At 71.1% G+C, this 18125-nt stretch carries 16 protein-coding genes; 7 read left to right on the forward strand and 9 right to left on the reverse strand.

All coding sequences use genetic code 11. From position 1 onward, the window contains the following. Positions 1 to 171: 171 nt before the first annotated feature. The 3 genes from ACFXMF_RS03305 to ACFXMF_RS03315 are packed head-to-tail and all read left to right on the forward strand — an operon-like array spanning position 172 to position 1684. Positions 172 to 387 (forward strand): hypothetical protein, encoded by a 216-nt coding sequence (locus ACFXMF_RS03305; protein WP_380020499.1) that lies wholly within the window; start codon positions 172 to 174, stop codon positions 385 to 387. Continuing rightward, the gene (locus tag ACFXMF_RS03310) at positions 387 to 587 is read left to right on the forward strand and encodes a hypothetical protein (RefSeq protein ID WP_379988151.1); all 201 of its coding nucleotides are present in this window, start codon (positions 387 to 389) and stop codon (positions 585 to 587) included. Before ACFXMF_RS03305 ends, ACFXMF_RS03310 begins: the two co-directional genes overlap by 1 nt. Further along, positions 584 to 1684 carry a methyltransferase domain-containing protein gene (locus tag ACFXMF_RS03315; RefSeq protein WP_379988150.1) on the forward strand — a complete coding sequence of 367 codons (1101 nt, stop codon included), beginning with the start codon at positions 584 to 586 and terminating at the stop codon, positions 1682 to 1684. The genes ACFXMF_RS03310 and ACFXMF_RS03315 overlap by 4 nt, the downstream gene beginning before the upstream one ends. 362 nt (positions 1685 to 2046) lie before the next feature. Here the strand turns inward: ACFXMF_RS03315 and ACFXMF_RS03320 are convergent, their stop codons facing one another. The 6 genes from ACFXMF_RS03320 to ACFXMF_RS03345 all read right to left on the reverse strand — a co-directional run bounded on the left by ACFXMF_RS03320 (position 2047) and on the right by ACFXMF_RS03345 (position 8345). Then, positions 2047 to 2880: a hypothetical protein gene (locus ACFXMF_RS03320; RefSeq protein ID WP_379988149.1), complete on the reverse strand. Its 834-nt coding sequence runs from the start codon at positions 2878 to 2880 to the stop codon at positions 2047 to 2049. A 41-nt stretch (positions 2881 to 2921) separates the two neighbouring features. Beyond that, positions 2922 to 4250 carry a cyclopropane-fatty-acyl-phospholipid synthase family protein gene (locus tag ACFXMF_RS03325; protein WP_360313309.1) on the reverse strand — a complete coding sequence of 443 codons (1329 nt, stop codon included), beginning with the start codon at positions 4248 to 4250 and terminating at the stop codon, positions 2922 to 2924. Between the two features lie 171 nt (positions 4251 to 4421). Further along, positions 4422 to 5174 (reverse strand): amino acid ABC transporter ATP-binding protein, encoded by a 753-nt coding sequence (locus ACFXMF_RS03330; RefSeq protein WP_360313442.1) that lies wholly within the window; start codon positions 5172 to 5174, stop codon positions 4422 to 4424. A gap of 53 nt (positions 5175 to 5227) precedes the next feature. Then, entirely contained in the window at positions 5228 to 6142 is a 915-nt protein-coding gene (locus ACFXMF_RS03335; protein ID WP_360313307.1) for an amino acid ABC transporter permease, read from the reverse strand. 109 nt (positions 6143 to 6251) lie between these two features. Beyond that, complete coding sequence (locus ACFXMF_RS03340; protein WP_360313305.1) at positions 6252 to 7157, reverse strand: ABC transporter substrate-binding protein; 906 nt, start codon at positions 7155 to 7157, stop codon at positions 6252 to 6254. A 264-nt stretch (positions 7158 to 7421) separates the two neighbouring features. Next, complete coding sequence (locus tag ACFXMF_RS03345; RefSeq protein ID WP_379988148.1) at positions 7422 to 8345, reverse strand: UbiA family prenyltransferase; 924 nt, start codon at positions 8343 to 8345, stop codon at positions 7422 to 7424. Positions 8346 to 8527: 182 nt separating this feature from the next. On the opposite strand from ACFXMF_RS03345, the gene ACFXMF_RS03350 reads away from it, so the two are divergent. Genes ACFXMF_RS03350 through ACFXMF_RS03360 form a run of 3 tightly spaced genes read left to right on the forward strand, consistent with a single transcriptional unit; the run spans position 8528 to position 11118 of the window. Further along, on the forward strand, positions 8528 to 9583 hold the full coding sequence (locus ACFXMF_RS03350) for a 3-oxoacyl-[acyl-carrier-protein] synthase III C-terminal domain-containing protein (RefSeq protein WP_360313301.1): 1056 nt from the start codon (positions 8528 to 8530) through the stop codon (positions 9581 to 9583). Positions 9584 to 9589: 6 nt separating this feature from the next. After that, positions 9590 to 10108, forward strand: coding sequence for an isoprenylcysteine carboxylmethyltransferase family protein (locus tag ACFXMF_RS03355; protein WP_360313299.1), 519 nt, complete (start codon positions 9590 to 9592; stop codon positions 10106 to 10108). Beyond that, positions 10105 to 11118 carry an NAD(P)/FAD-dependent oxidoreductase gene (locus tag ACFXMF_RS03360; RefSeq protein WP_360313297.1) on the forward strand — a complete coding sequence of 338 codons (1014 nt, stop codon included), beginning with the start codon at positions 10105 to 10107 and terminating at the stop codon, positions 11116 to 11118. Before ACFXMF_RS03355 ends, ACFXMF_RS03360 begins: the two co-directional genes overlap by 4 nt. Before the next feature lie 426 nt (positions 11119 to 11544). On the opposite strand, the gene ACFXMF_RS03365 is transcribed toward ACFXMF_RS03360, so the two are convergent. Both ACFXMF_RS03365 and ACFXMF_RS03370 read right to left on the reverse strand, forming a co-directional pair. Next, positions 11545 to 12975, reverse strand: a complete 1431-nt coding sequence (locus ACFXMF_RS03365) for a PLP-dependent aminotransferase family protein (RefSeq protein WP_360313295.1) — start codon at positions 12973 to 12975, stop codon at positions 11545 to 11547. A gap of 63 nt (positions 12976 to 13038) precedes the next feature. Then, the gene (locus ACFXMF_RS03370) at positions 13039 to 13878 is read right to left on the reverse strand and encodes an SAM-dependent methyltransferase (protein ID WP_360313293.1); all 840 of its coding nucleotides are present in this window, start codon (positions 13876 to 13878) and stop codon (positions 13039 to 13041) included. Between the two features lie 329 nt (positions 13879 to 14207). Here ACFXMF_RS03370 and aspS point away from each other — a divergent pair, with 329 nt between their 5' ends. Continuing rightward, complete coding sequence (gene aspS / locus ACFXMF_RS03375; protein ID WP_360313291.1) at positions 14208 to 15509, forward strand: aspartate--tRNA(Asn) ligase; 1302 nt, start codon at positions 14208 to 14210, stop codon at positions 15507 to 15509. A 77-nt stretch (positions 15510 to 15586) separates the two neighbouring features. Here aspS and ACFXMF_RS03380 read toward each other — a convergent pair whose 3' ends face one another. Continuing rightward, on the reverse strand, positions 15587 to 17101 hold the full coding sequence (locus tag ACFXMF_RS03380; RefSeq protein ID WP_360313289.1) for an RNA polymerase sigma factor: 1515 nt from the start codon (positions 17099 to 17101) through the stop codon (positions 15587 to 15589). Positions 17102 to 18125: the final 1024 nt, after the last annotated feature.

The following is an 18125-nucleotide window of genomic DNA, read 5'->3' on the forward strand; positions in this document are numbered from 1 at the left end:
GAGCGCTATCGGCATGCGTGGTGTCGCGACGCGTATTCGGGGCGCGAGGGTGTGCTTATGGACGTGCGGGGGCGGCAGGTTCACCTCCGGCTGCGCAGTGGGATCGAATTCGCTTGCCGGGTTGGGGATTTGGTCATTCTTCGGCCGCCTACGCCGATTCTGTACCGGAGCGTGAGATACGTCGGTGCGGAAGACGCGACCCTTCGGCCGGACGGCACGCTCGCGGAGTTGTGCGCTGTGGACCAGGGCATGTTGGCGACGGTGCGACCGCCGGTCGGCGCCGAGTGGTTCGCGTTGTTGTCCGATCTGGAGCGCGTCGGCTGCCTGTTGGGTGCCGTGGCCGATTGGTCGGAGCCTCCGTTTCCGCTCGACGAAGAGGAGGGGTGATGACGGCGATACCGATGCCGCCACCGACCGACAACGACCCGACACCCACCGACTCGGAAGGCACGACGATGGCGGACCACGCCAAAGACGACAAGGACGGCGACGCCAAGACCCCCCAGCGGCAGTGCGATGGCCGGTGGGACAGGCCCGTGCCACCGGCGGACAAGGACCGCGACAAGGACAGGGAGAAGGACAAGTGAGTGCCCTGGTCGACTGGGACGCCGTGTTCGCGGACACGCCCCGGCGCTCGTACGTCCCGGCGCAGGTGTGGAGGAGTGACGACGTCCGGATCGACCGCGACACCGACCCCGAGGCGTGGGCCGAGGCGGTGGCGGCCGACATCCCGCTTGTCACCCAAATGGATGACGGCATGCCGGGCGGGAGCCTGATCCCGACGTCGTCGGCGTCGCAACCCTCGCTCGTGCGGCTCATGCTCGAACGACTCGACGTCGACCCGGATCACGAGATTCTCGAAATCGGGACCGGTACCGGGTGGTCCACCGCGTTGTTGGCCACCGCGCTCACGGCCGGTCGGGTGACCTCGGTCGAAGTGGATCCCCTCGTTGCGATCCAGGCGCAGGAGTCCCTGCGTGCCGCCGATTCGAGGCCGACCCTGATCGTCGGCGACGGGTTGCGCGGGTACCAGGAGGGCGCTCCCTACGATCGCCTCATCGCCGCCATGGCGGTGCGGAACGTGCCCTACGCGTGGGTGGAGCAGGTCCGGCCCGGAGGGGTGATTCTTACGCCCTGGGGCACGGCCTTCCACAACTCCGGGCTCCTGCGTCTGGTCGTCGCGGACGACGGCACGGCGTCGGGCCGGTTCGTGGGAAACGTCAACTTCATGTGGGCCCGGTCGCAGCGACCGAGGTTCGAGGCCCGGCGTTTCGTGGGCGACGTGATCGCGGACCCGAACGCGGGCAGGATCCGCCACACGACGACGGATCCGCGCCCCCTTCAGGAGGAGCACGCGGACTTCGCGATCGGCCTTCGGCTGCCCGATGTCGAGCAACGCACGTTCTTCGGATCGGGCGCGCGGGCCGGGGAGTTCACCACGTGGTACGTCGACGGGGAGTCCTGGGCAGCCGTTGACTACGTACCGGACGCCCGCGTGTTCGAGGTCAACGAGGGCGGGCCGCGCGACCTGTGGCGGGAGATCGAGGCCGCCTACCAAGCGTGGCGGGCGCGGGGTGAACCCCCACGCGAGCAGCACGGCGTCACGGTGACCGGGGACGGCCAGTGGACGTGGCACGCCGGACCGCGCGGTCGGGTGAACCGCGGGGCGGCGTCGAGTCGCTGAGCGGTTCCCAAAACAAGCACCGCAGGCGCAGCCCCGACTCGCGAAGTCACGCGGTGCCGGGGCTGTTCCGACCTCGGAGTCGGCCCCGATAGGTCAACGCGACGGCCGGAACAAGCTCGGCAGCGGGAACCCGGTTCCCGTCGTTGTCGGCGGGTGCATGAAGTCGCCCCATGGCCTGGCGAATCGCGTCCCCCGGCGACCCCTTGCCGCGAAGCTCGGCTTCGGCACGCGTGGGACCGACAAGGCATGCGCGTACCTGTCCCGGACCGTCGCCGCGAGTTCGTCGGTGGTCGGCTCGCCACCCACCGGCCATGCCAACCGGCAGGACAGCGCGGCCCCCACGCACCGATCGCCGCCGCGACCTACGCGGGATCGACCGGTGCGGGGGCGAACGCGGCCCGCTCGATCAGGTCGGCGAGGTCCTCCAGGTCGTCCTTCCCGGCTTCGACCAGGTCGGCCCAGTCGAGGGCGCTGCCGCGACCGAGGAAGCGCATGCCCTCCGCGCCGGTCGAACCCGCCACGAACGGGAGAACCGCCCACTCCACCCAGCAAAACGCGTCACCGGGCCACCAGTCGTGGCCGTCGACCAACGCGCGGACGATCGCCGTCAGGGCTTCGCAGACCGGATCGCCGACCGGCACCGCGGCCCCGCCCGTCGATCGCCCCGGCCCGAACCCGCCTGCCTCGACCCTGCCCTGCGCGACGCGCAACGCCATCGCGTCCCACACACTCAACGAGTACAGCGAGTGCGTGCGCATCGACGTGTATTCGGCCGGCAGCTCTCCCGGGTGCACCGACACCTGTACCCGAACCTCGTCGCCGTCCGGGTCGAAGCCGATCTCCTGGAACCAGCGTTGTACGTCGGGGCTGCCCACCCTGGCCCAACGCGGCTCGAAATGCGAGATGTCCACCCCGAAGACCGGATCGCCGGGCCGCACGCACACCAGCACGATGCGATAGGGCGCGGCATCCTCGACCGCCGTGGCGACCTCCTCCACCGGGAGGTCGACCATGGCCGCCACCTCGCGCATGCCCTCGGGACCGCCGCCGCACTGTTCCACGAAGGCCGCGAGCGAGACGATGCGACCTGCGGTCAATGCGTTGTGGCCCACCGACGGCACCGCTTGGAACCGGCCCGGAGCATCCGCCCCCGTCCGCTCCGCCCCACCGTCGCCCGCCCCGAGCCCGTCCGTCACGCCGCGACCCTATCGCCCGCCCCAACCGAGCGCTCAACCGCTCACAGCGTGCGGGTCGGTGGCATCCCCGAGTACCCCGACGCCGGTGTCCTGACGGCCAGGATCTGGTTCACGCCGATGCGGTTCTGTTCGAAGGCCAGGGCCGAGGCGGCCATGTAGAGGCGCCAGACGCGGGCCCGGCCGGGTGAGGTGAGCCGGGCCGGGCGGTCGCCGGCGGCCTCCAGGTTGGCCACCCAGGCGCGGAGCGTGGTCGCGTAGTGTTCGCGCAGCGCGTGTACGTCCCGGACCTCGAAGCCCGCCTCCTCCAGGACCGACACCGTGCTGCCCACCGGGGCCAGTTCGCCGTCCGGGAAGACGTAGCGGTCGATGAACTCGTCTACGTGGTAGGCCGCTTCGTTCGGTGCCGGCCGGCGGGCGATCTGATGGTTGAGCAACCGGCCGCCGGAGTCCAGGAGTTCGTAGAGGATGTCGGCGTACTCGCGGTAGCCGGTCCGGCCCACATGTTCGGCCATGCCGATCGAGGAGATCGCGTCGTAGGGGCCGTCGGCGTGTTCGCGGTAGTCCTGGATCCGGATCTCGACCCGACCGGTCAGGCCCGCCTCGGAGACGCGTTTGCGGGCCAGTTCGGCCTGTTCGTAGGAGAGGGTGATGCCGACCACCTGGACGCCGTAGTGCTCGGCGGCGTGCAGCGCCATCGAGCCCCACCCGCAACCCACGTCCAGCAGACGCATGCCCGGGCCCAGGGCCAGCTTGCGGCAGACCAGGTCGAGCTTGGCCCGCTGGGCGTCCTCCAGCGTCGCGTCGGGGCGGTCCCAGTAGGCGCACGAGTAGACCATCGAGGGGCCCAGGATCAGCGCGTAGAAGTCGTTGCCGACGTCGTAGTGATACCGGATCGCCTCCTGGTCGCGGCGCAGGCTGTGCAGGATGCCCCGGCGGCGGCGGACCTCCTCGGCGGGCGCCGGCGGCGGCACCGGCAGCCCGGTCAGCGCGAGCGCCGCGCCCATCGGCCGCAGCGCGTCCAGCGCGGCCCGCACCGCCGGCCGGCCCGGCTCGGAGCGTGCCGCGACCGCCCCGGTCGGTGTGGTGCTCCCGGTCGGCGGTTCGCGGTGCAGGGCGATGCCGACCATCCGGTCGAGCGCGTCGTAGAGGTCGCCGTCCACGTCCAGGTCGCCGGACACCCAACCGCGGGCGAAGCCCAGCTCGCCCGGTTTCCACAACAGTCGGCGCAGCGCGCGTCGATTGCGCACGACCAGGGCCGGACCGTCGGGCGGCCCCGCCTCGCTGCCGTCCCAGGCCCGGATCCTGATCGGTGTGGGGCGGCCGAGTACCTGCCCGGCCAGCGTGGCCAGGCGGTCGGCGGTGTGCGGCATGCCGGATTCCTCCGCGGTGTGGATCCCGGGCTCCCGAGCCGGGACGACACCGGTTCGCCTACCCCACCGGGCCCGGACCGCGAACGGAATTGCTCCGTCCGAGGCGGTGATCCGCCCCGGACGGAGCATGGTGTGCGGGGCCGGCCCCGGTCACGTCACCGTCGAGCCGCGTCACAACACCTTGGACAGGAACGCCTTGGTGCGCTCGTGTTGCGGGTTGCCGAGCACTTCGCGCGGCACGCCGGCCTCGACCACGACGCCGTCGTCCATGAACACCAGCGAGTCGCCGACCTCGCGGGCGAAGCCCATCTCGTGGGTGACCACGATCATCGTCATGCCGTCCCGGGCGAGGTCGCGCATCACGTCCAGCACCTCGCCGACCAGTTCGGGGTCGAGCGCCGAGGTCGGCTCGTCGAACAACATCAGCTTGGGGTCCATCGCCAGTGCCCGGGCGATGGCCACCCGCTGCTGCTGGCCGCCGGAGAGCTGGGCGGGGTAGGCGCTCGCCTTGTCGGCCAGCCCGACCCGGGCCAGGAGTTGGTGCGCGCGCTCCCGGGCGGCGGGCTTGGCGATGCCCTTGACCTGGGTGGGCGCCTCCATGATGTTCTCCGCGGCGGTCATGTGCGGGAACAGGTTGAACCGCTGGAACACCATGCCGATGTCGCGTCGTTTGAGCGCGACCTCGCTGTCCCGGAGTTCGTAGAGCTTGCCGTCCTTCTCCCGGTAGCCGACGAGTTCGCCGTCGACCCACAACCGCCCGGCGTTGATCTTCTCCAGGTGGTTGATACAGCGCAGGAAGGTGGACTTGCCGGAACCCGAGGGGCCGACGATGCACATCACCTCGCCCGCGCCCACCTCCAGGTCGATGCCCTTGAGCACCTCCAGGAAGCCGAACGACTTGCAGACGTCCTGGGCCTTGACCATCGGTTGCCGCCCGGCGGAGGCCGGTTCGGGCGCGTTCTTCTCGAAACTGGTCGTCATCGGATCTCGACCCCCGGACGCCGGGTGGGGAACAGGTTGGCCCGGATGCGCTGGAGCGGCGTGGGCGGCAGCGCCCGGCTGGCCCCGCGCGAGAAGTATCGCTCCAGGTAGTACTGGCCGATGCTGAAGACCGTGGTGAGCAGCAGGTACCAGAAACAGGCCGCGAAGAGCAGCTCCATCACGGCGAGGTTGTTGGTGTACACGTCCTTGGCCTTCTGCAGTACCTCGGGGTAGACCACCGCGCTGGCCAGCGAGGACGTCTTGAGCATGTTGATGAACTCGTTGCCGGTCGGCGGCACGATCACCCGCATCGCCTGCGGCAGCACGATCCGCCAGAGGGTGCGGCCCTTGGACATGCCGAGCGCGTGCGCGGCCTCGGTCTGTCCCTCGTCGACGGACTGGATGCCCGAGCGCACGATCTCGGCCATGTACGCGCCCTCGTTGATGCCCAGACCGAGGAAGGCCGCCATGAACGGGGTGATCACGTCGTTGGTGTTGCTGCCGAACATGGTCGGGAAGACCAGCGCGAGGTTGCCCCAGATGAGCAACTGGACCAGGACCGGCGTGCCGCGGAAGAACCAGATGTAGACCGAGGAGACGGTTGAGGTGACCGGGTTGCCGGACAGCCGCATGATCGCCGCGACGATGCCCAGGAGCAGGCCGAGCGCCATCGAGGCGAGGCTGATCAGGAGCGTGTTGCCGGCGCCCTTCATGATCTGGTCGTCGAACAGGTACTTGCCGGTCATGCTCCATTGGATCTTCGCGGTCGCGAACGCGTTGATCAGGAGGCCGACCAGGACCAGGACCACGACGGCGGCGACCCAACGCCCGTAGTGCGGCACCGGGATCGCTTTGATGTGTTCCCGCTTGGCCGGCTGCTTGTCGGCGGCGGGGGTGTCGGGCGTGGTCACGGGAAGGTGACCTCCTCTTGGAGCACGAGTGCGGGGGCGGGCGCGGGTGGACCGATGGCACGGTCCGCCGGGTCCGACCCCGCCGGGCGGGCGGGGCCGGACCCCGGGATCAGGAGGTGCCGCCGTTGATGGTGACCTCGGTGACGGCGCCGGCCTCGACCTTCCAGTTGCCCAGGATCTTGGCGTACTCGCCGTTCTTGATCAGGGCCTCCAGAGCGGACTTGAGCGCCTGCTGGAGCTGCTGGTTGTCCTTGCCGACACCGATGCCGTACAGGCCGGCGTCGACCTGCTCGCCGGTGACCTCGAAGTCCTTGCCGTCACCGGAGGTCTGCGCGTTGTAGGCGGCGACCGGGAAGTCGTTGAGGTCGGCGACCGAGGCACCGGTCTTGAGCTTGAGCAGGGCCTCGCCGTCGTGCTCGTACTTCTGGATCGTGATCGCGCCCTTGCCCGCCTCCTCGCACTTCTTGGACTGGGCGATCGCGACGTCCTCGTTGGTCGTCGCCTGCTGCAGCGCGACGGTCTTGCCGCACAGGTCGTCGAGGGTCTTGATGTTCTGCGGGTTGCCCTTCTGCACCAGGATCGAGGTACCGGCGCGGAAGTAGTCCACGAACGCCAGCCCCTGGCCCTGGCGTTCCTTCTTGTCGGTCATCGCGGACATGACCATGTCGAAGCGCTTGGAGGTGATCCCGGTGATCAGCGAGTCGAACTGCGAGTTCTTGTACTCGTACTTGACGCCGAGTTGCTTGCTGAGCGCGGCGGCCAGCTCGGGGTCGACGCCGACCGCCTTGCCGTCCTTCATGAACTCGATCGGCGCGTACGCGATCTCCGAGCCGATCTTGAGCTTGCCGGACTTCTGCACGTCGGGCGGGAGCATCTTGAAGAACGGCGCGTTCTCGTCCTTCTTGCCGAGTGCGCTGTCGCCGCCGTCGTCCCCACAGCCGGTCAAGAGCATGGAGCCCGCGATCAAGGTTGCGGCGCAGGCGATCAGGCGGCGGTGGGTAAGGCGTCCGCTCATGTGCGGGTTCCTCCAGGTATGCGGGGACAACAGGGGGGCCGGCACGGCTCGGGCTGGCTCACGTTGCCCGATCTGCGGGCGGTTTGGGCCAAACCGGGATCGAGCTATGGGCATGAATGATTTCCTGGTGCTCTGAACTGGACAATGGGACAGATTGTTAAATACGAAGATCCAATTTGACAGATTGTCAAGCAGGGGTCAGTTTATTTCATCCGATCAGGTGCTTTTATAGGACATACCGAAACGGCTCTGGTCGGCCACGGTCTACGCGCATTGGCGTGATGCCCGGTGGACCCGGTGGACCCGGCGGGCTCCGGATCGGGCGATGCCGGTACCCCGGCGCAGCAGCAGGGCCACGTCGATCGCGGCGACGGCGATCGCGGCGGCGAACGGGACCCGGGGCCGCCGACCGCCGAGCAGCGCACCCGCACCGGTCAGGGCGCCGGCGCCGATCAGGGCGAGTCGACCGGCTTGGTCCGGGCGGCCGTACGCGAGCAGCGCGGTGGCGCCGAGCAGCGGCAGCGGGGCGAGCGTGCGGATGCCGGCCGGCCCGAGTCGGTGCGGCAGGCCGCGTACGCCGGTCGCCCGGTCGCCCGCCAGGTCCGGCAGCGCGTCGGCCAGATGCGCCCCGCAGCCCAGCAGCGCGCCGGCGCCGACCACCCACCACGTGGGCCCGGGCCGTCCGGGCAGCCCGAACGCGACGAACGCCGGCAGGCCGGCGAAGCCGACCGCGTAGGGCACCCAGGACCAGGCGGTGCCCTTGACCCCGAGGTTGTAGGCCCACGCGGCGCCCACCCCGACCAGATGCGCGGTGCCCGCCGCCGGCCCCGACGCGAAGGACAGCGGCAGGCACACCACGAGCGCGGACCGGGCGGCCAGGGCCACCCGTTCGGCCCCGACCAGCCCGGCCACCACCGGCTTGCCGGTCCGCCCGGCGGATCGATCGCGGGCGGCGTCCACCGCGTCGTTGCACCAGCCGACCGACAACTGCCCGCTGAGCACCGCCGCGCCGACCAGCACGCAACCCCCGGCGTCCCGGCCCGCGGCGGCGGCCAGGGTCGTCACCAGGGCCGTGACGGCGACGGTCGGGCCCGGATGGCAGGCGAGCAGGAGACCGACGAGCGGGGCGTGTTCGTGCGGACGGGTGGTGATCACGGTCGAGTGGCTCGACGTTGCGGCTTCGCTCACGTGGGGGACCTTTCCGGGAGGGTCGGGCGCGGGACCGGCGCATGCGGGCCACGAGCGCGGGCAAACGACGTGGGTTCGCTGTTCCCGCTGGGCACTGTTCCAGCGTTCCCCAACGCCGGCGGTTCCGATCGCCGCCCTCCGCCGTCCGGTTTTCTCGTTCCTTCATCCCGTGGGGGTTCGTCGTGACCCGCATCGCCGCCGTCCGTGGTGCCCTGCCGCCGCACCGTTACCCACAAGCCGAGATCACCGAGGCGTTCGCGGCGCTGTGCCTGCCGACCGGCGCCGATCGCCGGGTCCTGGACCGGCTGCACGCGAGTGCTCGGGTGGACACCCGCCACCTGGCCCTGCCCCTGGACCACTACGCCAAGCTGGACGACTTCGGCGCGGCCAACGACGCCTACCTGGAGGTCGCGGTCGACCTCGCGGCCGAGGCGATCGAGTCCGCACTCGGCGCGGCCGGACTGAGCGCGCGCGACGTGGACCTGATCGTGTTCACCACGGTGACCGGGCTCGCGGTGCCCTCGATCGACGCCCGCCTGGTCGGCCGGCTCGGCCTGCGCCCCGACGTCAAGCGACTGCCGGTCTTCGGCCTCGGCTGCGTCGCCGGCGCCGCCGGGATCGCCCGGGTACACGACTACCTGCGCGGCTGGCCCGAGCACGTCGCGCTGCTGGTCTCGGTCGAGTTGTGCTCGCTCACCGTGCAACGCGCCGACGCCTCGATCGCCAACCTGGTCGCGGGTGCGCTGTTCGGCGACGGCGCGGCGGCGGTGGTCGCCTGCGGGGACGCGCGCACCGGCCCGGGACGCGGCCCCAGGGTGGTGGCCGGCCGCAGTCGGATGTATCCGGACTCGGCGCGGGTGATGGGCTGGGACGTGGGCGGCTCCGGCTTTCGGATCGTGCTCGGCGCGAACGTGCCCGACGTGGTCCACGAGTATCTGGCCGGCGACGTGCGCTCCTTCCTCGCCGAACACGAACTGACCACGGCCGACATCACCGCGTGGGTATGCCACCCGGGCGGCCCCAAGGTGCTCGAAGCCGTCGCCGAGACGCTCGAACTCCCGGCCGGCGCACTGGACCTGACCTGGCGTTCGCTGGCCGCGACGGGAAACCTGTCGTCCACCTCGGTGCTGCACGTGCTGCGCGACACGATGGCCGCCCGACCGGAGCCCGGCACCCCGGGCCTGATGATCGCGATGGGCCCGGGGTTCTGCTCCGAACTCGTCCTGGTGGAGTGGTAGGTCGCGATGTACTGGTACTTCGCCCTGGTCGGCCTGGTCGCCCTCGAACGGCTCGCCGAGTTGGTGGTGGCCCGGCGCAACCTGGCCTGGAGCCTGGCCCGGGGCGGTGTGGTCAGCGGAGGGCGGCACTACCCGCCGATGGTCGTGCTGCACGTCGGCCTGTTGGCCGCGTGTGTGCTCGAAGTGTGGCTCGGCGATCGGCCGTTCGTGCCGTGGTTCGGGTGGACCATGGTCGCCCTCGTGCTCGCCGCGCAGGCGCTGCGCTGGTGGTGCATCACCGCGCTCGGGCCGCACTGGAACACCCGGGTGGTGGTGGTGCCGGGGCTGCCGTTGGTACGCGGCGGGCCGTATCGATCGACCTGGCTGCGGCACCCGAACTACCTCGCCGTCGCGGTCGAGGGCCTGGCGCTGCCCCTCGTGCACGGCGCGTGGGTCACCGCGTTCGTGTTCACCGGCCTCAACGCCGCGCTGATGGTGGTCCGGATCCGCTGCGAGTCCGCCGCGCTGTCGGCGGCGACCGCGTGATCGACCTGCTCGTGGCGGGCGGCGGACCGGCCGGCCTGGCCACCGCGATCCACGGTGCGCTCGCCGGGCTGCGGGTGGTCGTGGTGGAGCCGCGGCCGGCGCCGGTGGACAAGGCGTGCGGCGAGGGGCTGATGCCCACGGGCGTGACCGCGCTCGCCCGGCTGGGCGTCGTGCCCGCCGGGCGGCCGTTGGCCGGGATCCGATACCTGGACGACCGGCACGCGGTCGAGGCCCGGTTCCGGGTCGGGCCGGGCCTGGGCGTGCGCCGCACCACGCTGCACGCCGCGCTGTACGAACGGGCGTCGGCGCTCGGGGTCGAACACCGGGTCGGGCGGGTCGGCGACGTGCGGCAGGACGCGCACGGGGTGGCCGCCGCCGGCCTCACCGCACACTGGCTGGTAGCGGCGGACGGCCTGCACTCGCCGATCCGGGCCGCGCTCGGACCCACCGTGCCGGATCGACGCGCTCGGCGGTACGGGCTGCGCCGGCACTTCGAGGTCGCCCCGTGGACCGACTTCGTCGAGGTGCACTGGTCGCCGCACGGCGAGGCGTACGTGACGCCGGTCGGGCCGGATCTGGTCGGCGTCGCGGTGCTGGGCCCGCGCGGGCGGCCCTACCACGAGCACCTGGCCGCGTTCCCCACGCTGCGCGCCAGGCTGGCGGGCGCGGCGGCCGGCGACGTACGCGGTGCGGGGCCGCTGCGCCGCCGGGTCCGCACCCGGGTCGCGGGCCGCGTCCTGCTGGTCGGCGACGCGGCGGGCTACACCGACGCGCTCACCGGAGAGGGCATCGCGCTGGCCCTGGCCTCGGCCCAAGCCCTGGTCGCCGCCCTCGTCGCGGGCCGCCCCGAGCGCTACGAAGCCGACTGGCGTCGGTTGTCCCGCCGCCACCGCATCCTCACCGAAACCCTCCTCACCGCCCGCTCCCGCCCACGAACGGCCCGCCTGATCGTCCCCACGGCCCACCACCTACCGGCGGCCTTCGGCACGATCGTCAACGCGCTGGCCTAGCCCGTCCCGCCCGCCGGGCGCGCCGCCCGATCGTCGCGCCGAAGCGGGGCCGATCACGACCCGATCGCGGGAGCACCCCGCGTCGCCGTTCTGCGGGCGGTACCACCTGCCGGTGGTGTTCGGCACGATCGTCCGTTGGCGTGCCCCCGCCCCCGCCGTCCCGGCCCGGCCGTCGTGGGGGACCGTGGTCGACTGGACCTGATTGCGGATGCACTTCGAATCGCCGTTCTCGCGGCCCACATCGGGCCGCCGGTGGCGTTCGGCACGGTTGTTGACGGGGTGGTGCGCAGCCCGCCGGTGTCGCTGTCCCGGCCCGGCCGGTCTTCGTGGGACATCGTGGCCGAAAGCGGCCTCCGTCGTGGGCGTGCCCCGAGTTGTCGTCCTCGTGGACGCGGCTCGGTTCGGTGCCCGTGTCGGCGGGTCGCGTCACCCGTGCGCGGCCGGCGGCAGCGACCGGCAGAGCGTCTGTACCGCCGCCGGGTATGCGTGGTCGGGGGGTGTCGCGTAGCCGACCACCAGGCCGTCCGGGGCCGGGCCGGTCGCGTCCGGGTGGCGGAACGCGGACAGGCCGTCGAGGGCCAGACCCCGCGACGCGGCGGCGGCGACGGCGGCGGGCTCGGTGCCGGCCGGCAGCCGCAGGACGGCGTGCAGGCCGGCGGCGATGCCGGTCGCGGTGACGTGCGGGGCGTGTGCGGCCAACTCGGCGAGCAGGTGATCGCGGCGGGCGCGGTAGTGCCGACGCATACGACGGATGTGCCGGTCGTAGTGGCCGCCCTCGACGAAGTCGGCGAGGGTGAGTTGATCGGTGACGCCGGCCCACGCCTCGCGCAGGCCCTTCACCGCCAGGACGTCCGCCACCAACGGCTCGGGCAGCACCATCCAGCCGAGCCGGATCGCGGGGGACAGGCTCTTGCTGACCGAGCCCACGTACACCACCCGGTCCGGATCCATGCCCTGGACCGCGCCCACCGGACGGCGGTCGTAGCGGAACTCGCCGTCGTAGTCGTCCTCCAACACGATCCCACCGCCGGCCCGCGCCCAATCCAGCGCCGCGACCCGCCGATCGGGCGACAGCGGCCCACCGGTGGGGAATTGGTGTGCCGGCGTCAGCACCGCCACCCGCGCACCCGGCAGGGCGGCCAACGCCTCGGTGTCGGCGCCGTGTTCGTCGATACGCAGGGGCAACGTACGGGTCGACGCGGCGGCCAGGATCGAACGGTGGAAGGCGAGCCCATACGACTCGACCGCGACCGGTCCGCGCAACGGCCCGGCGAACAGCAGCCGCAACGCGTGCGCGAAGCCCGAGCAGATCACGATCCGGTCCGGATGCGTGCGCACCCCGCGCACCCGCGCGAGATAGTCCGTCAGCGCGGCTCGCAACTCCGGGCGTCCCTGGGGATCACCGGGCCCGAACGCCTCGTTCGGCGCGGCGTTCAGCGCCCGACGCACCGACGCGACCCAGGCGCCACGCGGGAAGGACGCCGCGTCCGGCTGCCCTTGGCGCAGATCGTGCGTGGAGCCGGCGGGCCGCGCGGGCGGATCGGTCCGGGCCCGGCGGCGCGGCGCGGCGAGCGGTTCGGCCCGCCGGGCGACCCGGGTCCCGGAGCCCTGACGCGCCGTCAGCCAGCCCTCCGCGACCAACTCGGCGTACGCGTCGGCGACCGTGTTGCGCGCGATGCCCAGATCGGCCGCGAGCGAGCGGTACGGCGGCAGTGGCGTCTCGGCAGCCAGTCGCCCGGTCCGGATCGCGTCCCGGATCGCCCGGATCAACACGGCCCGCCGGCTGCCCGTACCGGACAGCTCCAGATGCAGGTCACGGCCGACCCAGGGGGCGGAATCGACCTCGATTTCCGACATGTGGACGAACGATATACCCGCTCGCCGACGTGCCCGCCGCCCCCCGCCGCGCCCCGAGCGACGCTACGGCTTGCGGGCCACCGCCCCCAGGACCAGCCGCTGGCTGACCGACAGACTGCTCTCGTCCACCGGCTCCTCGGGACGCCACAGGTCGATGTAGACCAGCCCCGGCTCGGCCTGCTCCAGACCGTCCAGGTAGGCCAGGATCTCCGCACGCTCGCGGAAGCGCCCGCTCTTGTGCGAGCCCTGCATCACCTGCTCCAGCCGCTCCGACTCCGGGCCGCCGCGCAGGAAGTGGGTCAGGAACAGCCAACTCCCGGACGGCAACGCGTCGAGGTAGGTGCGCACCAGGCCGGCCGGGTCCTCGTCGTCGTTGATGTGGTGGATCACCCCGAGCAACATCAGCGCGACCGGCCGATCGAAGTCGATCAGCCGCAGCAGGTCCGGGTTCTTCAGGATCGAATCGGGCTCGCGCAGGTCGGCGGTGATCACCGTGGTCCGCTCGTTCTCGGCCAGCAGCGCCCGACCGTGCGCGAGCACGATCGGGTCGTTGTCCACGTAGACCACGGTGGTCTCCGGCGCCACCGCCTGGGCGACCTGGTGGGTGTTCTGCGCCGTCGGCAGCCCCGACCCGATGTCGACGAACTGCCGGATGCCCTGCTCGACCAGGAAACGCACGCCGCGGTGCAGGATCCGGCGATGCGCACCCGCGTCGTGTTCGAGGGCGGGGGCCACCTCGATCAACTTGTGGGCCACCTCGCGGTCGGCGGCGTAGTTGTCCTTGCCGCCGATCAGGTAGTCGTAGATGCGGGCGACGCTCGGCACGTTGACGTCGATGCCGGCCGGCGGTCGCTCGTCGGCGGCCTCGATCGACCACACACGGTCTCCAGCGTTCTCGGACATGTTCTCGACACCTCTCGGGGCCGCCGGTCGGGGTGGTGCGGCACACCGCCGATGGTAAACCGCAGGTAACGCGCATCGTCGCCAATTGCCGTCCCATCGGCGGGAGTTCGTGATCAAGCACTCGGACAAGTCGGGTGATGTACGGCCCTGCCGGTTATGCGCAGGAGCCGGATCGCCGGCCGCACGTCCACACGGACCCATGCCCGCCGCCGAATAACCCCAGGACATCGCCCACCCGGCCGGCTACGCTGACGAACCCCGCGGGTGGCCGTCTACCACCCGACGTACCCGGCGCGACCAACGCGCCCGCAACCAAGGGAGTTGCCGCCATGTCGCGCACCCTCGTGAGGGACCTGTCCGAGCATCTCGACGAGACGGTCACCGTGCACGGTTGGATCGACACGCTCCGGCTGCAACGCCGCATGCAGTTCGTCGTACTCCGCGACCACACCGGCCGAGTCCAGCTCGTGCACCCCCGCGCCGACGACCCGATCGAGGCCGCGTTCGAACAGGTCACCGTCGAGTCGGCGGTACGGATCACCGGCAAGGTGGTGGCCAACACCGCGGTCCGCCTCGGCGGCCTGGAACTGCGGCCCGAACGCGTCGAGATCCTCTCGCTCGCCGAACCCGGACTGCCGATCGACGCCCACACCGGCCCCGACCGCCGCCTCGACTGGCGCTTCCTCGACCTCCGCCGTCCCGAACGGCGACTGATCCTGGACGTACAGACCACGGTCGAACAGGCGATGCGCGCGGTCACCGCGGCGGAGGGCTTCACCGAGCTGCACACGCCCAAGCTGATGGGCACCGCGTCCGAATCCGGCGCCGAGGTGTTCACCGTCGACTACTTCGGCCGGCCCGCCTACCTGGCCCAATCACCGCAGTTCCACAAGCAGATGGCCATCGCGGCGGGCATCGACAAGGTCTTCGAGATCGGCCCGGTCTTTCGTGCCGAACCCTCGTACACGTCCCGCCACGCCACCGAGTTCACCGGCGTCGACGCCGAACTGGCCTGGATCGACGGCGTCGAGGACGTGATGGCCTTCGAGGAGCGTCTGCTGCGGGCGGTACTGGCCGACGTCCGCGCCGTGCACGGTGCCACGATCGCGGAACTCCTGGGCGTCGAGGTCACCGTCCCCGAGCGGCCGTTCCCGCGGATCACCATGGCCGACGCACTGACCCGACTGCGCGCCGGGGGCTGGGACCCGGCGGGCCTGCGGGTCGACCTGGACCCCGAGGGCGAACGGGCGCTGTCCGCCCTGATCGCGGCGGAGACCGGACACGAGTTCGTCTTCGTGACCCGCTTCCCGGCCGGGATCCGGCCGTTCTACCACCTGCGCCCGGACGACGACCCCACGGTCACGGAGAGCTTCGACCTGCTCTGGAAGGGCGTCGAGATCACCACGGGCGCCCAACGCGAGCATCGTCACGACCGACTGCTCGCGCAATTGCGGGAAAAGGGCCTCGACCCGGCGCCGCTCGCGTCCTACCTGGACTGCTTCCGCTACGGCACGCCGCCGCACGGGGGCCTGGGACTGGGGCTGGGCCGACTGCTGATGTTGCTCCTGGACCTGCCCTCGATCCGGGACGCGATGTTCCTGTTCCGCGGTCCGCACCGACTGACGCCCTGACGGCGCGGCTTGGGGTGTGGCGCCGGGTACGGACGGAGGCCGCCGCGATGGCGGTCCGTCCGTACCCGGGGTCCTGCCTAGTCCAGGTAGTCGCGCAGCACCTGGGAGCGGGACGGGTGGCGCAGCTTCGACATGGTCTTCGACTCGATCTGGCGGATGCGCTCCCGGGTGACCCCGTAGACCTTGCCGATCTCGTCGAGCGTCTTGGGCTGACCGTCGGTGAGCCCGAAACGCATCGAGATCACGCCGGCCTCGCGCTCCGCCAGGGTGTCCAGGACCGAGTGGAGCTGCTCCTGGAGCAGGGTGAAGCTGACCGCGTCGGCCGGGCGGATCGCCTCGGTGTCCTCGATCAGGTCGCCGAACTCGCTGTCGCCCTCCTCGCCGAGGGGGGTGTGCAGGGAGATCGGCTCGCGGCCGTACTTCTGCACCTCGACGACCTTTTCCGGGGTCATGTCGAGTTCCTTGGCCAGCTCCTCCGGGGTGGGCTCGCGGCCCAGGTCCTGGAGCATCTGGCGCTGCACGCGGGCCAGCTTGTTGATCACCTCGACCATGTGGACCGGGATGCGGATGGTCCGCGCCTGGTCGGCCATGGCCCGGGTGATCGCCTGCCGGATCCACCAGGTCGCATAGGTGGAGAACTTGAAGCCCTTCGTGTAGTCGAACTTCTCGACCGCACGAATGAGACCCACGTTGCCCTCCTGGATCAGGTCCAGGAAGAGCATGCCGCGGCCGGTGTAGCGCTTGGCCAGCGAGACCACCAGGCGGAGGTTGGCCTCCAGCAGGTGGTTCTTGGCCCGCTTGCCGTCCTCGGCGACGAGTTCGAGCTCGTGCCGGAACTGCGGCGTGAGGCCGGGCTCGGAGTCCAGCTTCTCCAACGCGAACAGGCCGGCCTCGATGCGCTTGGCGATCGACACCTCCTGCTCGGCGTTGAGCAGCGAGACCTTGCCGATCAGCCGCAGGTAGTCCTTGACCGGGTCCGCGGTGGCACCCGGAGTGGTGACCTGCTGCTGCGGGGCGTCGTCCTCGTCCGTGGTGAGGACGAAGCCGCTGGGACCGACCTCGGGGGCCGCGGCCTCGGCGGGCTCGTCGAAAAGGTCTTCTTCGACCAGTGCCTCGTCGCCGTCCTTGGGGGCGGGCGACTCGACGGCGGTCGTCTCGGTGGCGGTGGTCTTCTTGGCCGCCGTCTTCTTCTTGGCTGCAGCCTTCTTCGGCTTCGGAGCAGATTCCACGACGGACTCTCCCGATTCCGTTGCCGCGGGCGTGACTTGCGCGGGCAAGGTCTCTGTGTTCTTGACACGGGTTGAGCGCGTGGATAGCGTCTTCTTGACAGATCGCCGAGTTGTGGCTACGTCTCTCCGCGGGGTCTCTTTGACCGGGTTGACGGTCAACGTCACACCGGCCTCATCGAGGACCTCGTTGAGGCTACGGAGGATGCTCTTCCACTGCGTTGCAGGGATGGCATCGGTTTCGAAGGCTCGGCGTATGTCCTCGCCGGTAATCGATCCTTCGGCACGGCCACGCTCGATGAGCGCCACCAGAGATTCCGATTCGGCGATTCTGTTGGGAAGCGTGCTGGACGAGCTCGGGGTCACAAATAACCTCTCGGTTCACGCGGGCATGCTGCGGCGCCGCAACTACACCGAATCGATGACGGATCCGCGGGACCGGATCCGTCGGCGCTGCCGGCGCCACTCAAGGCATCGCTCCGATCGGCACAAGTGTTACGCCCCCGCGAGCGTGACCTGGGTCACGTCGGTCCGCAGCGGCTTCGTGCGGTGGGTTCCCCAGTGTGCGGGACGGCCCGGTGATCTGCACGGTCGTGCCGGTGGGCCCGGGGTTTCGGGCCCGGCACGGCCGTCGTGGCCGGGGATCGACGATATCCGAACGCCGGTGGTGGAGGGTCGGATTTTTCCTGGAGCATGCGGATCGGGGTCGGGCACCGGCGTCGGTCGTACGGTCCTGAACCTGTCTTGAGAATGCCCGTCCTCCGCCGCGTTACGCGCGGGACGGGCCACCGCGGTGTGGCTCCGTGCCTCGGCGGCCCGCTCGGGGCGGCTCGGCGCGGGCTCCGGGGCGGGGGTCGCGGGGTGCGGCGGGCGGCCGGCCGGAAAGTGGTGGGGGGATTCTTCCGGGCCGGTGCGCCGGTAATGGCCGGCGGTGGGACGGTCGGGAAATCGCCGAGGATGGATTGCGACTTTATCGGCCGTCCGGGTGACGGCGGTCACCGATGTTCGCCGGCGGCGGGTCGGATATCGCGCCGCGGGGTGAATCGGGACGATCATTGTCCGGGTATTTCGTCAATCGAAAACGACGCCGGCGATCGATCGCCCGGAGATCGATTCGGGAAAGCGATCCGGATTCGGCGGCGCGGGATTGACCGGGTGTCGAAGAAGATGTGTCGTCGGTGTCGTGTGCTGATGTCGTGCGAGTGAACGTCGGTGGATATGCGCGCGGTGAATCCACCCGGAATTCGATCATCGGCGGGTTTACCGACCGGGCGGGAACCCGTGAGGGCGGGGCCCGGCCCACGGGGAGGGGCCCCCCCCCGGGGGGGGGGGTCGGGGGGGGGGGGGGGAGGGCCCGGGTGGGGGGCGGGGCCGCGGGCCAGCGGGGAGA

It is taken from the genome of Embleya sp. NPDC059213 (genome assembly GCF_042754445.1).
Classification (GTDB): Bacteria; Actinomycetota; Actinomycetes; order Streptomycetales; family Streptomycetaceae; genus Embleya.

Excerpts from the sequence above, each read along its gene's own strand:
- aspS (WP_360313291.1), top strand. The coding sequence starts at position 14,208 with ATGTCGCGCACCCTCGTGAGGGACCTGTCCGAGCATCTCGACGAGACG.
- ACFXMF_RS03330 (WP_360313442.1), bottom strand. The coding sequence starts at position 5,174 with ATGGTCAAGGCCCAGGACGTCTGCAAGTCGTTCGGCTTCCTGGAGGTG.
- ACFXMF_RS03310 (WP_379988151.1), top strand. The coding sequence starts at position 387 with ATGACGGCGATACCGATGCCGCCACCGACCGACAACGACCCGACACCC.
- ACFXMF_RS03340 (WP_360313305.1), bottom strand. The coding sequence starts at position 7,157 with ATGAGCGGACGCCTTACCCACCGCCGCCTGATCGCCTGCGCCGCAACC.
- ACFXMF_RS03325 (WP_360313309.1), bottom strand. The coding sequence starts at position 4,250 with ATGCCGCACACCGCCGACCGCCTGGCCACGCTGGCCGGGCAGGTACTC.
- ACFXMF_RS03355 (WP_360313299.1), top strand. The coding sequence starts at position 9,590 with ATGTACTGGTACTTCGCCCTGGTCGGCCTGGTCGCCCTCGAACGGCTC.
- ACFXMF_RS03370 (WP_360313293.1), bottom strand. The coding sequence starts at position 13,878 with ATGTCCGAGAACGCTGGAGACCGTGTGTGGTCGATCGAGGCCGCCGAC.
- ACFXMF_RS03365 (WP_360313295.1), bottom strand. The coding sequence starts at position 12,975 with ATGTCGGAAATCGAGGTCGATTCCGCCCCCTGGGTCGGCCGTGACCTG.